The sequence below is a fragment of the Streptomyces sp. NPDC002537 genome (genome assembly GCF_053594975.1).
In genome coordinates this window covers 52,017-66,085 of sequence record NZ_JBSFWT010000025.1, presented here as the reverse complement: position 1 = coordinate 66,085, position 14,069 = coordinate 52,017, and the positions used below count along the sequence as shown (strand labels likewise).

Here is a 14,069-nt window from a genome sequence, read left to right as displayed (position 1 = left end):
TCCCTCCCGAAGGTGACCATGCCTCCCACCCTCGCCTCGCTCGTCCACCACTCCGCGCTCAAGCTCGCCGTGCTCGCGGGGGAGGACCGGCTGGACACCCCCGTCCGCTGGGCGCACGTCAGCGAACTCGCCGACCCCGTGCCGTGGATGGAGGGCGGCGAGCTGCTGCTGACCACCGCGATGAAGATCGACGCGACGGACCGGGAGGCGATGCGGGGCTATGTGCGACGGCTGGTCCGGGCCGGGGTCGTCGGCCTCGGCTTCGCGGCCGGCGTGCACTACGACCAGGTGCCGCGGGCGCTGGTCGAGGCCGCGGAGGAGGAGGGCCTGCCCCTGCTGGAGGTGCCCCGGCGCACCCCGTTCATCGCCATCAGCAAGGCGGTCTCGGCGGCCATGGCCGCCGACCAGTACCGCGCCGTCACCGCGGGCTTCGAGGCGCAGCGCGAACTGACGCGCGCCGCGCTCGCCCCCGACGGGCCCGCCGCGCTGCTGGCCAGGCTCGCCACGCACCTCGACGGGTGGGCCGCGCTGTACGACGCGTCGGGGGCGGTCGTCGCCGCGGCCCCCGACTGGGCCGCCCGCCGCGCGGCCCGCCTCACCCGCGACGTCGAACGGCTGCGGGAGCGGCCCGCGCCCGCCACCGCCGTCGTCGGCTCCGACCCCGCCGACGAGGGCGCCGACCGGGTCGAGCTCCAGTCCCTGGGCTCGGGCCGCCGGGCCCGCGGCGTCCTCGCCGTCGGCACGGGCGCCCCGCTGGGCACCGCCGAGCGCTACGCCGTGCAGTCCGCGATCGCGCTCCTCACGCTCACCACAGAGCGCTCCCGCGCGCTCCAGGACGCCGAGCAGCGGCTCGGGGCCGCGGTGCTGCGGATGCTGCTGGCCGGCGAGCCGGACCACGCGCGGGCCGTCGCGGGGGACCTCTACGGGAGCCTGCTGGACGCGCCCTTCCGGGTGCTCGTCGCGGAGGCCGCGACGGAGGATGGCGAACAGGGCGAGAACGGCGCGCCCGACCCGCTCGGGGTGCTCGCGGACGCGATCGACACCGCGGCGGGCCGGGTCGCCGAGGCCGTCCTGGCCGTCCCGGACGGCGGCCGGCTCGTCGTCCTCGCGTCCGACGGCGGCGCGGCGGTCGCGGCCTGCGCGGAGCACGCGCGGGCCATAGAGGCGCGCCGCGGCACGAAGGCGCGGCCCCGGGACCGCAGCGCGGCCGCCCCCGACGACGACCTCGTCGTCGGCCTGTCGGCCCCGGCCGGGACCGTCGCCGCCGCGGCCGCCTTCCGCCAGGCGGAACAGGCGCTCTCCGTGGCCCGCCGCCGGGGACGCGTCCTGGTCGAGCACGAGGAGGTCGCGGCCGGTTCCGTACTGCCGCTTCTCGCCGACGACGCGGTGCGGGCGTTCGCGGACGGCATGCTGCGGGCGCTGCGCGAGCACGACGCGACGGGGCGCGGCGATCTCGTCGCCTCACTGCGGGCGTGGCTCTCGCGCCACGGGCAGTGGGACGCGGCGGCGGCCGATCTGGGCGTGCACCGGCATACGTTGCGGTACCGGATGCGGCGGGTCGAGGAGATCCTGGGGCGGTCCTTGGACGACCCGGATGTGCGGATGGAACTGTGGCTGGCGTTGAAGGCGACGTCGCCGGCGAACGGGGAGTAGCCCTGGCGGGCGGCGAGGGCGAGGTTTGTCCGGGGCTCCGAGGACGACCGGCGGCATCGCGCCCCGTCAGGGGCGCGGGGAACTGCGCGAGCAACCCCCGCCGGCCCGCAGACGAACCCGCAGACGGACCCGCAGGCAAAGAGGAGCGCCGCCCGCGACCGGGCTCCGGCTCCGCACTCCGCCATTGCGGTGCGCCGCCGCGCCCCCGTGCTCCAAGACGGACAAGCGACCCCGGCGCCTCCCGGACCTACGGTGAGGGAGCCGAAAATCGTCTGCACCCCCCGGAGGAATCCGTGACTGCTCCCCACGCGTTCTGGCTGGCCGGCCGCGAGGCCCACGGCGAGGAGACTTTCGACGTCACGAACTCGTGGGACGGCCGTCTCGTCGGCATCGTGAGCGTGCCCACCGAGGCACAGGTCGAGGAGGCCGTGGCCGCCGCGCACGCCGTGCGGGACGAGTTCGCGGCGACCCCCGCGCACGTCCGGGCCGCCGCCCTCGACCACGTCGTGAAGCGGCTCACCGAGCGCACCGAGGAGATCGCCCAGCTGATCTCCGCCGAGAACGGCAAGCCCATCAAGTGGGCCCGCGGCGAGGTCGGCCGTGCCGTCTCCGTCTTCCGCTGGGCCGCCGAGGAGGCCCGCCGGTTCAACGCCGGTGACGCCCAGCGCCTGGACACCGACGCGGGCGGTACCGGCCGGCTCGCCCTGACCCGCCGCTTCCCCCGCGGCACCGTCCTCGGCATCGCGCCCTTCAACTTCCCGCTCAACCTGAGCGCCCACAAGGTCGCCCCGGCCATCGCCGTCGGCGCGCCGATCATCCTGAAGCCCGCCCCGGCCACCCCGGTCTCGTCGCTCGTCCTGGGCGAGATCCTCGCCGAGACGGACCTGCCCGCGGGCTCCTGGAGCGTGCTGCCGGTGCCGAACGACCGGATGCCCGCCCTGGTCCAGGACGAGCGGCTGCCGGTCATCTCCTTCACCGGCTCCGGCCCGGTCGGCTGGTCGATCCTCGACTCGGCGCCGCGCAAGCACGTCACCCTGGAGCTCGGCGGCAACGGCGCGGCCGTGGTCCTCGCCGACTGGTCCTCCGAGGAGGACCTCGACTGGGCGGCGCAGCGCATCGCCACCTTCTCCAACTACCAGGGCGGCCAGTCCTGCATCTCGGTGCAGCGCGTCATCGCCGACGCCTCGCTCTACGAGCGGCTCGTGCCCAAGGTCGTCGCCACCGTCGAGGCGCAGGTGACGGGTGACCCGTCCGACGCCGCCACCGATGTCGGCCCGCTGGTCAGCGAGGACGCCGCCAAGCGCGTCGAGTCCTGGGTGGACGAGGCCGTCGCCGCGGGCGCCACGCTGCTCACGGGCGGCAAGCGCGAGGGCGCCACGTACGCCCCCACCGTGCTCGCCGACGTCCCGGCCGACGTGACGATCGCCTGCGAGGAGGTCTTCGGGCCGGTCCTCACCCTCACCAGGGCGGACGGCGAGGCCGCCGCGTTTGCCGCCGTCAACGACTCGCCGTACGGCCTCCAGGCGGGCGTCTTCACGCACGACCTGCAGACCGCCTTCCGCGCGCACCGCGCGCTGGAGACCGGTGGCGTGATCGTCGGCGACGTCCCGTCCTACCGCGCCGACCAGATGCCGTACGGCGGCGCCAAGCAGTCCGGCGTGGGCCGCGAGGGCGTGCGGTACGCGATGGACGACTACACCTACGAGCGGGTGCTGGTCCTGACGGGCCTGGCCCTGTAACCACATACGGGGTCACCACACGCGGGTACACGAACGGCCGGGGTGCGCACGGGGGTGCCCCGGCCGTTCGCGTACCCGCGGAGGCCCATGGCCCGATCCTTGCGCACCATGACAGTCAGGCCACTCGTCGGGATGCGGCAGCTCGACGAGGCTGGAACCCGTCGAACACAGCACCACCGCGAGGAGCGAACCGCCATGACCGCCACCACCGCAGCCCCCGCCCGCATGCGCGCCGTCAGCCAGGAGACCGCCGGCGGACCCGAGGTCCTCCGGCTGGTCGAGACCGACCGCCCCGAGCCGCTTCCGGGCGAGATCCTGGTGCGGGTGCACGCCGCGGGGGTCAACCCCACCGACTGGAAGACCCGGGCGCGCGGCTCCTTCTACACGGGGGAGACCGTCCCGTTCACCCTCGGCTTCGACGTGTCCGGCGTGGTCGAGGCCGTCGGCGACGGCGTCACCCTGTACGTCCCCGGCGACGAGGTCTACGGCATGCCCCGCTTCCCGCACCCCGCGGGCGCCTACGCCGACTACGTCACCGCCCCGGCCCGCCACTTCGCCCCCAGGCCGCAGGGCCTCGACCACGTCCGGGCCGCCGCCCTGCCGCTCGCCGCGCTCACCGCCTGGCAGGCGCTCGTCGACACCGCCGACGTGCGCGAGGGACAGCGCGTCCTCGTCCACGCGGCCGCGGGCGGCGTCGGCCACCTGGCCGTACAGATCGCCAAGGCCCGGGGCGCGTACGTCATCGGCACGGCCAGCGCCGCCAAGCACGACTTCCTCCGCGGCCTCGGCGCCGACGAGCTGATCGACTACCGGGAGCAGGACTTCGCCGAGGTCGTACGCGACGTCGACACCGTCCTGGAATCCATCAGCGGCGACTACCCCACCCGCTCCCTGCGCACCCTGCGCCCCGGCGGCATCCTCGTCTCCCTGCTGCCCCTGGACGACGCCGTGCGCGCCGAGGCCCGCGCGCAGGGGCTGCGGGCCACCCGCATCATGGTCGAGCCCGACCTCGGCGGCCTGCGCGGCATCACCCGGTTGGTGGAATCCGGCCGTCTGCGCACGGAGATCGCCGCCGTGCTGCCGCTGGCCGACGTGGCCAAGGCCCACGAGCTGGGCGAGACCGGCCGGACCTCCGGGAAGATCGTCCTCAAGGTCGCCGACTGAGGGGACGGACCGGAACGTTGCGCGAGGTCTGGTAGACGTCCGGAGGATCGGGTACATACGGTCGAGTAGCACCGGTCGGTAGCCGACCGGCCCCGACTGAAGCGGCGAGGTGCCTCATGACCGCACCATCCGTACGACCGGTCACCGAACGCGAAGCCCGTCAGGTCGCCGAAGCGGCCCGGGAGCAGGACTGGAAGAAGCCCAGCTTCGCCAAGGAACTGTTCCTGGGGCGCTTCCGGCTCGATCTCATCCACCCGCACCCGACCCCCGCGCTGGAGGACGTGCGGCGCGGCGAGGAGTTCCTCGCCAAGCTGCGCGACTTCTGCGAGACCCGGATCGACGGGGCCCGCATCGAGCGCGAGGCGAAGATCCCGGACGAGACGGTCGACGGGCTCAAGGAGCTCGGCGCCTTCGGGATGAAGATCGACACCAAGTACGGCGGCCTCGGGCTCACCGCCGTCTACTACAACAAGGCCCTCGCCCTCGTGGGCTCCGCCAGCCCGGTCGTCGGCGCGCTGCTCTCCGCCCACCAGTCCATCGGCGTGCCGCAGCCGCTCAAGCTCTTCGGCACCCAGGAGCAGAAGGACACCTTCCTGCCCCGCTGCGCCCGTACGGACATCACGGCCTTCCTCCTCACCGAGCCGGACGTCGGCTCCGACCCGGCCCGGCTGGCGACCTCCGCCGTGCCCGACGGCGACGACTACGTCCTGGACGGCGTCAAGCTGTGGACCACCAACGGCGTCGTCGCCGACCTGCTCGTGGTCATGGCCCGGGTGCCGAAGAGCGAGGGCCACAAGGGCGGGATCACCGCGTTCGTGGTCGAGGCTGCGGCGGAAGGCGTCACCGTCGAGCACCGCAACGCCTTCATGGGCCTGCGCGGCATCGAGAACGGCGTCACCCGCTTCCACCGGGTCCGGGTGCCCGCCGCCAACCGGATCGGTCCCGAGGGCGCGGGCCTCAAGATCGCCCTGACCACCCTCAACACCGGCCGCCTGTCCATCCCGGCCATGTGCGTCTCCGGCGGCAAATGGGCGCTGAAGATCGCCCGCGAGTGGTCCACCGCCCGCGAGCAGTGGGGCAAGTCCATCGCCAGGCACGAGGCCGTCGGCGCGAAGATCTCCTTCATCGCGGCGACCACCTTCGCCCTGGAGGCCATCCTCGACCTGTCCGGCCAGATGGCCGACGAGGACCGCAACGACATCCGGATCGAGGCCGCGCTCGCCAAGCTCTACGCCAGCGAGATGGCCTGGCTGATGACCGACGAGCTGGTCCAGATCCGCGGCGGCCGCGGCTACGAGACCGCCGCCTCGCTGGCCGCCCGCGGCGAGCGCGCCGTCCCCGCCGAGCAGATGCTGCGCGACTCCCGCATCAACCGGATCTTCGAGGGCTCCACCGAGATCATGCACCTGCTGATCGCCCGCGAGGCCGTCGACGCCCACCTGTCCGTCGCCGGGGACCTCATCGACCCGGAGAAGTCCCTGGGCGACAAGGCCAGGGCGGGCGCCCGCGCGGGCGGCTTCTACGCCCGCTGGCTGCCCAGGCTCGTCGCCGGGCCGGGCCAGCTGCCCCGCAGCTACACCGAGTTCCACCCGTCCGGCCACCGCGACCTGGCCACCCATCTGCGCTACGTCGAGCGCTCCTCCCGCAAGCTCGCCCGCTCCACCTTCTACGCCATGTCCCGCTGGCAGGGCCGGATGGAGACCAAGCAGGGCTTCCTCGGGCGGATCGTCGACATCGGCGCCGAACTGTTCGCCATGAGCGCCGCCTGCGTGCGCGCCGAGCGGCTGCGTGCCGAGGGCGACCACGGCGCCGAGGCGTACGAGCTCGCCGACGTCTTCTGCCGCCAGTCCAGGATCCGCGTCGAGGAGCTCTTCGGGCGGCTGTGGACCAACACCGACGACCTCGACCGCGAGCTCGTCGACGGCGTCATGTCGGGGGCGTACGAGTGGCTGGAGACCGGCATCGTCGACCCCAGCGGCGAGGGCCCCTGGATCGCCGACGCCACCCCGGGCCCGGCGAAGACGGAGAACGTCCACCGGCCCATCCGCTGACCCCGCCCCGGCGCGGACGCACCGCCGCGGAGGGCGGGCCGGGGGATCCCTGTCCGCCCTTCCGCCGGGAGACGCAACAATGGAGACCATGACGGACTCCCTTGCTGACCCGCATCTGCGCTACGCCGCCCCCACCGCCGCGGGCGGACCGCGCGAGGTCGTGATCCTCGGCTCCACCGGCTCGATCGGCACCCAGGCCATCGACCTCGTGCTCCGCAACCCCGACCGCTTCACGGTGACGGGCCTGTCCGCCGCCGGCGGCCGGGTGGCACTGCTCGCCGAGCAGGCGCGGCTGCTGCGGGTCCGCACGGTCGCCGTCGCCCAGGCCGACAAGGTGCCCGCGCTGCGCGAGGCCCTGGCCGCGCAGTACGGCTCCGAGCCGCTGCCCGAGATCCTGGCGGGGCCCGACGCGGCCACCGAACTGGCCCGCAGCGAGTGCCACACCGTCCTCAACGGCATCACCGGCTCCATCGGCCTCGCGCCCACCCTCGCCGCCCTGGAGGCGGGCCGCACGCTGGCCCTGGCCAACAAGGAGTCGCTGATCGTCGGCGGCCCGCTGGTCAAGGCGCTGGCCAAGCCGGGGCAGATCATCCCGGTGGACTCCGAGCACGCCGCGCTCTTCCAGGCGCTGCTGGGCGGCACCCGCGCCGAGGTCCGCAAGCTCGTCGTCACCGCCTCGGGCGGGCCCTTCCGCGGCCGGACGAAGGCGGAGCTGGCCTCCGTCACCCCCGCGGACGCACTGGCCCACCCCACCTGGTCCATGGGCCCGGTGATCACGGTCAACTCCGCGACCCTCGTCAACAAGGGCCTGGAGGTCATCGAGGCCCACCTGCTCTACGACATCCCCTTCGAGCGCATCGAGGTCGTCGTCCACCCACAGTCCTACGTCCACTCGATGGTGGAATTCACCGACGGCTCCACGCTCGCCCAGGCGACCCCGCCGGACATGCGCGGCCCCATCGCCATCGGCCTCGGCTGGCCCGAGCGGGTCCCGGACGCGGCCCCCGCCTTCGACTGGTCCACGGCCTCCACCTGGGAGTTCTTCCCCCTCGACGAAGAGGCCTTCCCGTCCGTCGGCCTGGCCCGGCACGTAGGTACGCTCGGTGGCACGGCACCCGCCGTCTTCAACGCCGCCAACGAGGAGTGCGTCGACGCGTTCCTGTCCGGCGCGCTGCCGTTCAATGGCATTGTCGATACCGTCGCCGAGGTGGTGGCGGAGCACGGCACCCCTGCCGCGGGAACTCGCCTCACCGTCCCGGACGTCCTGCAAGCGGAGACCTGGGCCCGCGCCCGGGCCCGTGAACTGGCAGCGCGGCCGGGCCCGGCGACCCGTACCGCGAAAGCAACCTCGGAGGCCCGCGCATGACAACACTGATGACCGTCCTCGGGATAGTCGTCTTCGTGGTGGGCCTGCTCTTCTCGATCGCCTGGCACGAACTGGGACACCTCTCCACCGCGAAGCTCTTCGGCATCCGTGTGCCGCAGTACATGGTCGGCTTCGGGCCGACGATCTTCTCGCGGAAGAAGGGCGACACCGAGTACGGCATCAAGGCCGTCCCGCTCGGCGGCTACATCCGCATGATCGGCATGTTCCCGCCCGGCGCGGACGGGAAGCTCAGCGCCCGCTCCACCTCGCCGTGGCGCGGCATGATCGAGGACGCCCGCTCGGCGGCCTTCGAGGAGCTCCAGCCGGGTGACGAGTCGCGGCTCTTCTACACGCGCAAGCCGTGGAAGCGCGTGATCGTGATGTTCGCCGGGCCGTTCATGAACCTGGTCCTGGCCGTGGCGATCTTCCTCGGGGTGATGATGTCCTTCGGCATCAACACCCAGACCACCCAGGTCTCCACCGTCTCGGCCTGCGTGGTCAAGGCGGCCGACAGGACCGACGCCTGCCCCAAGGGCGCCAAGGACTCCCCGGCCAAGGCCGCGGGCCTGCAGCCGCGCGACAAGATCGTCGCGTTCAACGGCACCCGGACCGACGACTGGGCGACCCTCCAGCGGGAGATCCGCAAGACCACCGGGCCGGCCACCATCACCGTCGTCCGGGACGGCGAGCGGAAGACGCTCGGCGCGGACCTGATCTCCAACCAGGTCCAGAAGTACGACAGCAAGGGCAACCCCCTCAAGGGGCAGTACGTCACGGCGGGCTTCCTCGGCTTCACCCCCGCGACCGGGGTCGTGCAGCAGTCCTTCGGCCAGTCCGTGAACCGCATGGGCGACATGGTCCAGTCCGGCGTCGAGTCGCTGGTCGCCCTCCCCGGCAAGATCCCCGACCTGTGGAACGCGGCCTTCGACGGCGGCGAGCGCAAGGCGGACTCGCCGATGGGCGTCGTGGGCGCGGCCCGCGTCGGCGGCGAGGTCTTCAACCTCGACATCCCGCCGTCGCAGCAGATCGCGACCATGCTCTTCCTGGTCGCCGGGTTCAACCTCTCGCTGTTCCTGTTCAACATGCTGCCGCTGCTGCCGCTGGACGGCGGGCACATCGCGGGCGCGCTCTGGGAGTCCGTGCGCAGGGCCTTCGCCCGTGTCTTCCGCCGCCCCGACCCCGGCCCGTTCGACGTCGCCAAGCTGATGCCGGTGGCCTACGTGGTGGCCGGGATCTTCGTCTGCTTCACCCTGCTGGTGCTGATCGCGGACGTGGTGAACCCGGTGCGCCTGACCTAGCCGGGACCCCCGGGCTCCATGGCCGGACGGGCAGGATTGCGCGAACCCGCATTTTCCAGCCCGTCCGGCCTTGCCGTAACCTCGAAGGCCGGAGCCCGCCGATCTCGGGACCATGATTCAGACCTTGGGGTTGCTCGCCAGATGACAGCGATTTCGCTTGGAATGCCTTCCGTTCCGATCAAGCTCGCCGACCGCAGGGTCAGCCGCAAGATCCAGGTCGGTTCCGTGGCCGTCGGAGGCGACGCACCGGTGTCGGTGCAGTCGATGACCACGACCAGGACGTCGGACATCGGTGCCACGCTCCAGCAGATCGCGGAGCTCACGGCGTCCGGCTGCCAGATCGTGCGCGTGGCCTGCCCGACCCAGGACGACGCGGACGCGCTCCCGGTCATCGCGAAGAAGTCGCAGATCCCCGTGATCGCCGACATCCACTTCCAGCCGAAGTACGTCTTCGCCGCGATCGACGCGGGCTGCGCGGCCGTCCGTGTGAACCCCGGCAACATCAAGCAGTTCGACGACAAGGTCAAGGAGATCGCCAAGGCGGCCTCCGAGACCGGCACCCCGATCCGCATCGGCGTCAACGCCGGCTCCCTGGACGCGCGCCTGCTCGCCAAGTACGGCAAGGCCACCCCCGAGGCCCTCGTCGAGTCCGCGCTGTGGGAGGCGTCGCTCTTCGAGGAGCACGGCTTCCGGGACATCAAGATCTCGGTCAAGCACAACGACCCGGTCGTGATGGTCAACGCCTACCGGCAGCTGGCCGCCCAGTGCGACTACCCCCTCCACCTCGGCGTCACCGAGGCCGGCCCCGCCTTCCAGGGCACCATCAAGTCCGCCGTCGCCTTCGGCGCCCTGCTCTCCGAGGGCATCGGCGACACCATCCGCGTCTCCCTGTCGGCCCCCCCGGCCGAGGAGATCAAGGTCGGCATGCAGATCCTGGAGTCCCTCGGGCTGCGCCAGCGCCGCCTGGAGATCGTCTCCTGCCCGTCCTGCGGCCGCGCCCAGGTCGACGTCTACAAGCTCGCCGAAGAGGTGACCGCCGGCCTGGAGGGCATGGAGGTCCCGCTGCGCGTCGCCGTCATGGGCTGCGTCGTCAACGGCCCCGGCGAGGCCCGCGAGGCCGACCTGGGCGTCGCCTCAGGCAACGGCAAGGGCCAGATCTTCGTGAAGGGCGAGGTCATCAAGACCGTCCCCGAGTCGAAGATCGTCGAGACCCTCATCGAGGAAGCCCTCAAGATCGCCGACCAGATGCGGCAGGACGGCGTCGCCTCCGGCGAGCCCGAGGTCAGCGTCAGCGGCTGACCCGCACCACTCCCGTACGGCCGTGCCCCGCTCCCCGGAGCGGGGCACGGCCGCATCCCGGCCGGTCGGAGGGCGTCCGGGGGAGGTGCCGAGGGGAACAGAGAGGTAGAGTTCCAAGACCTGTTCCCATGGCCTCCGGCCCGCGACGGTGAGGCATACCGACACGTGTTGACGACGACCACCACCAAGGTCCTGGGGCCCGGCGACATCGACGCCGCCCTCGCCGTCCTCGACCGCGATCCCGTCGCCAACGCCTTCGTCGCCGCCCGTGTCCAGGTCGCCGGACTCGACCCCTGGCGGCTCGGCGGCGAGATGTGGGGCTGGTACGCGGGCGGCCGCCTCGAATCCCTCTGCTACGCCGGGGCCAACCTCGTCCCCGTCTGCGCGGGCCCCGAGGCCGTACGGGCGTTCGCCGAGCGCGCCCGCCGCGCAGGCCGCCGCTGCTCCTCCCTCGTCGGCCCCGCCGAGCCCACCGCCGAGCTGTGGTCCCTCCTGGAACCCCACTGGGGGCCCGCCCGCGAGGTCCGCCCCCACCAGCCGCTGATGGAGACCCGCGGCATGCCCGCGGACATCCCGCCCGACCCCCTCGTCCGCCGCATCCGCAAGGACGAGATGGACGTGATCATGCCCGCGTGCGTGGCCATGTTCACCGAGGAGGTCGGCATCTCCCCGCTCGCGGGCGACGGCGGACTGCTCTACCAGGCGCGCGTCGCCGAACTCGTCGGATCGGGGCGCGCCTTCGCCCGGATCGAGAACGGCCGGGTCGTCTTCAAGGCGGAGATCGGCGCCGCCACCACCCGCGCCTGCCAGATCCAGGGCGTCTGGGTCGCCCCCGAACACCGCGGCCGGGGCCTGTCCGAGACCGGCATGGCGGCGGTCCTGCGCTACGCGCTGCACGACGTCGCCCCGGTCGTCAGCCTCTACGTCAACGACTACAACACGGCCGCCCGCGCCGCCTACCGCCGCGTGGGCTTCCGGGAAGTCGGCGCGTTCATGAGCGTGCTCTTCTAGCCGTTCCCCCGAGGCCGCGCCCGTACGGTGATCCGGCCCGATCCCGCCCTCCGTACGCGGCGGGAAGACCCGCCGCCCAGGTAGCCTCCCCGCATGGATGACATCGTGGTCGGGCCGCTCGACCTCGCGGCGCGCGTGGACGAGGCGCTGGCCGTGCAGGCAGTGGCCTTCGGGCTCACCCCGGAAGAGGTGGGCGTACGGCGCCACATCGTGCTCCGCCACCTCGGCTGTCCCGGCGCACGGGCCTTCGGGGCGACGACGGGGGACGGACGGCTCGCCGGCTTCGTCTACGGCATGCCGAACGACCGCACCCAGTGGTGGTCCGGCGTCGTCGAACCGTATCTGCGCGCCACCGGCACCGAGGCCTGGCTCGACGACTCCTTCGTCATCACCGAGCTGCACGTCCACCCCGACCATCAGAAGCGGGGCATCGGCCGGGCCCTCATCACCGCCATCACCGCGACCGCGGCCGAACCGCGCAGCATCCTCTCGGCCATCGACGTCGAGAGCCCGGCCCGCGCCCTCTACCGGAGCCTCGGCTACCGCGACCTCGCCCGCCAGGTGCTCTTCCCCAGCGCGGCGAGCCCCTACGCGGTCATGGGCGCGCCCCTGCCGCTGCTGCGCTGACCACCGCGAAAACCCGTTTCCCCGCCGTCGGTTCCCGCCGCTAACCTCCTGTCACCTCGCACCGAACCCGCAGGAGACCACGATGGCCCACGTCCAGCGCATGTCCACGGCGATGCTGAAGACGCTGCGCGACGACCCGGCCGACGCGGAGACCGCCAGCCACAGGCTGCTGGTCCGCGCCGGCTACGTCCGCCGCTCGACCGCGGGCGTATGGACCTGGCTGCCGCTCGGCAAGAAGGTGCTCGACAACGTCTCCCGCGTCGTGCGGGAGGAGATGGACGCCATCGGCGCCCAGGAGGTGCTGCTGCCCGCGCTGCTGCCCAAGGAGCCCTACGAGGCGAGCGGCCGCTGGGAGGAGTACGGCGACCTCCTCTTCCGCCTGAAGGACCGCAAGGGCGCGGAGTACCTGCTCGGGCCCACCCACGAGGAGATCTTCACGCTCACGGTGAAGGACCAGTGCGCGTCCTACAAGGACCTGCCCGTGACGCTGTATCAGATCCAGACCAAGTACCGGGACGAGGCGCGGCCCCGCTCCGGGGTGCTGCGCGGGCGCGAGTTCCAGATGAAGGACTCCTACTCCTTCGACACCACCGACGAGGGCCTCGCCGAGTCCTACCGGCTGCACCGCGCGGCGTATGTGCGGATCTTCGAGCGGCTCGGCCTCGACTATCGCATTGTCTCCGCCGTCTCCGGCGCGATGGGCGGCTCCGCGTCCGAGGAGTTCCTGGCCCCCGCGGCCGCGGGCGAGGACACCTTCGCCGACTGCCCCGCCTGCGACTACGCCGCCAACACCGAGGCCGTGACCGTCTCCGTGCCGCCCGCCGACGGCACGGCGCACGGGCCCCTGGAGGAGCTCGACACCCCCGCCACCCCCACCATCGAGACGCTCGCCGCCCGCCTCGGCGTCCCCGCCTCCGCGACCCTCAAGAACCTCCTCGTCAAGGTCGACGGCGAGATCACGGCCGTCGGCGTGCCCGGCGACCGCGAGGTCGACCTCGGCAAGCTGGGCGAGCATCTGGCGCCCGCCGTCGTGGAGTTGGTGACCGCGGACGACTTCACCGGCCGGCCCGAGCTCGTACGGGGCTACGTCGGCCCGCAGGGCCTGGCCGTGCGCTACATCGCCGACCCCCGCGTGGCACCCGGCACGGCGTGGATCACCGGTGCCAACAAGGCGGACACCCACGCCCGGAACGTGGTGTGCGGCCGGGACTTCGAGGTCGACCAGTACCTCGACGTCGTCGTGGTCGAGCCCGGCGACCCCTGCCCCCGGTGCGGGGCCGGACTGGAGATCGGCCGGGCGATCGAGATCGGCCACATCTTCCAGCTCGGCCGGAAGTACGCCGACGTGTTCGGCCTCGACGTCCTCGGCCCGCAGGGCAAGCCGGTCCGGGTCACCATGGGCTCGTACGGCATCGGCGTCTCCCGCGCGGTGGCCGCGCTCGCCGAACAGACCCACGACGAGGCGGGCCTCTGCTGGCCCCGCGAGGTCGCCCCCGCGGACGTCCACATCGTCGCCGCGGGCAAGGCCCTCCAGACCGAACTCGCCCTGGAACTCGCCGACAAGCTGGGCGCCTCCGGTGTGCGCGTCCTCGTCGACGACCGGGCCGGGGTCTCCCCGGGCGTGAAGTTCACCGACGCCGAGCTGATCGGCGTGCCGACGATCCTGGTGGTCGGCCGGGGCGCCGCGGCCGGCATCGTCGAACTCAAGGACCGCCGCACGGGGGAGCGGACGGAACTGCCGGTGCCGGAGGCGCTGACGCGCGTGCGGGCGATGGTCTGACGGTCGGGACCCGCAGATTCAAGGCCACGGTCCGTGAAATCCAGCCCGTCCGGCGTTTGAGGACCGGGGAGGGGAAGAGAT

General features: G+C 72.8%; 10 protein-coding genes. All 10 read left to right on the top strand.

The annotated features are described in order from the left end of the window. The first annotated feature begins 18 nt into the window (after positions 1–18). The 10 genes from ACWD4A_RS14460 (at position 19) to ACWD4A_RS14415 (ending at position 13,988) form a co-directional block, all read left to right on the top strand. Positions 19–1,653 carry a PucR family transcriptional regulator gene (locus tag ACWD4A_RS14460; protein ID WP_451193637.1) on the top strand — a complete coding sequence of 545 codons (1,635 nt, stop codon included), beginning with the start codon at positions 19–21 and terminating at the stop codon, positions 1,651–1,653. 293 nt (positions 1,654–1,946) lie between these two features. Continuing rightward, positions 1,947–3,392, top strand: coding sequence for an aldehyde dehydrogenase family protein (locus ACWD4A_RS14455; RefSeq protein ID WP_451193634.1), 1,446 nt, complete (start codon positions 1,947–1,949; stop codon positions 3,390–3,392). A gap of 195 nt (positions 3,393–3,587) precedes the next feature. Further along, a complete protein-coding gene (locus tag ACWD4A_RS14450; protein ID WP_451193632.1) occupies positions 3,588–4,556 on the top strand; it encodes an NADP-dependent oxidoreductase in 969 nt (322 codons plus the stop codon). Positions 4,557–4,672: 116 nt separating this feature from the next. After that, positions 4,673–6,607: an acyl-CoA dehydrogenase family protein gene (locus ACWD4A_RS14445; RefSeq protein ID WP_451193629.1), complete on the top strand. Its 1,935-nt coding sequence runs from the start codon at positions 4,673–4,675 to the stop codon at positions 6,605–6,607. An 88-nt stretch (positions 6,608–6,695) separates the two neighbouring features. Then, on the top strand, positions 6,696–7,973 hold the full coding sequence (gene dxr, locus ACWD4A_RS14440) for a 1-deoxy-D-xylulose-5-phosphate reductoisomerase (protein ID WP_451193627.1): 1,278 nt from the start codon (positions 6,696–6,698) through the stop codon (positions 7,971–7,973). Further along, positions 7,970–9,271, top strand: coding sequence for a M50 family metallopeptidase (locus ACWD4A_RS14435; RefSeq protein ID WP_451193626.1), 1,302 nt, complete (start codon positions 7,970–7,972; stop codon positions 9,269–9,271). The genes dxr and ACWD4A_RS14435 overlap by 4 nt, the downstream gene beginning before the upstream one ends. Before the next feature lie 141 nt (positions 9,272–9,412). Continuing rightward, positions 9,413–10,570, top strand: a complete 1,158-nt coding sequence (ispG, locus tag ACWD4A_RS14430) for a flavodoxin-dependent (E)-4-hydroxy-3-methylbut-2-enyl-diphosphate synthase (protein ID WP_451193624.1) — start codon at positions 9,413–9,415, stop codon at positions 10,568–10,570. 165 nt (positions 10,571–10,735) lie between these two features. Continuing rightward, positions 10,736–11,581: a GNAT family N-acetyltransferase gene (locus tag ACWD4A_RS14425; RefSeq protein ID WP_451193621.1), complete on the top strand. Its 846-nt coding sequence runs from the start codon at positions 10,736–10,738 to the stop codon at positions 11,579–11,581. 93 nt (positions 11,582–11,674) lie between these two features. Further along, positions 11,675–12,208: a GNAT family N-acetyltransferase gene (locus ACWD4A_RS14420; protein ID WP_451193619.1), complete on the top strand. Its 534-nt coding sequence runs from the start codon at positions 11,675–11,677 to the stop codon at positions 12,206–12,208. Between the two features lie 82 nt (positions 12,209–12,290). Next, positions 12,291–13,988, top strand: coding sequence for a proline--tRNA ligase (locus tag ACWD4A_RS14415; RefSeq protein WP_451193618.1), 1,698 nt, complete (start codon positions 12,291–12,293; stop codon positions 13,986–13,988). Positions 13,989–14,069 lie beyond the last annotated feature (81 nt).

Excerpts from the sequence above, each read along its gene's own strand:
- ACWD4A_RS14460 (WP_451193637.1), top strand. The coding sequence starts at position 19 with ATGCCTCCCACCCTCGCCTCGCTCGTCCACCACTCCGCGCTCAAGCTC.
- ACWD4A_RS14450 (WP_451193632.1), top strand. The coding sequence starts at position 3,588 with ATGACCGCCACCACCGCAGCCCCCGCCCGCATGCGCGCCGTCAGCCAG.
- ACWD4A_RS14445 (WP_451193629.1), top strand. The coding sequence starts at position 4,673 with ATGACCGCACCATCCGTACGACCGGTCACCGAACGCGAAGCCCGTCAG.
- dxr (WP_451193627.1), top strand. The coding sequence starts at position 6,696 with ATGACGGACTCCCTTGCTGACCCGCATCTGCGCTACGCCGCCCCCACC.
- ACWD4A_RS14435 (WP_451193626.1), top strand. The coding sequence starts at position 7,970 with ATGACAACACTGATGACCGTCCTCGGGATAGTCGTCTTCGTGGTGGGC.
- ispG (WP_451193624.1), top strand. The coding sequence starts at position 9,413 with ATGACAGCGATTTCGCTTGGAATGCCTTCCGTTCCGATCAAGCTCGCC.
- ACWD4A_RS14420 (WP_451193619.1), top strand. The coding sequence starts at position 11,675 with ATGGATGACATCGTGGTCGGGCCGCTCGACCTCGCGGCGCGCGTGGAC.
- ACWD4A_RS14415 (WP_451193618.1), top strand. The coding sequence starts at position 12,291 with ATGGCCCACGTCCAGCGCATGTCCACGGCGATGCTGAAGACGCTGCGC.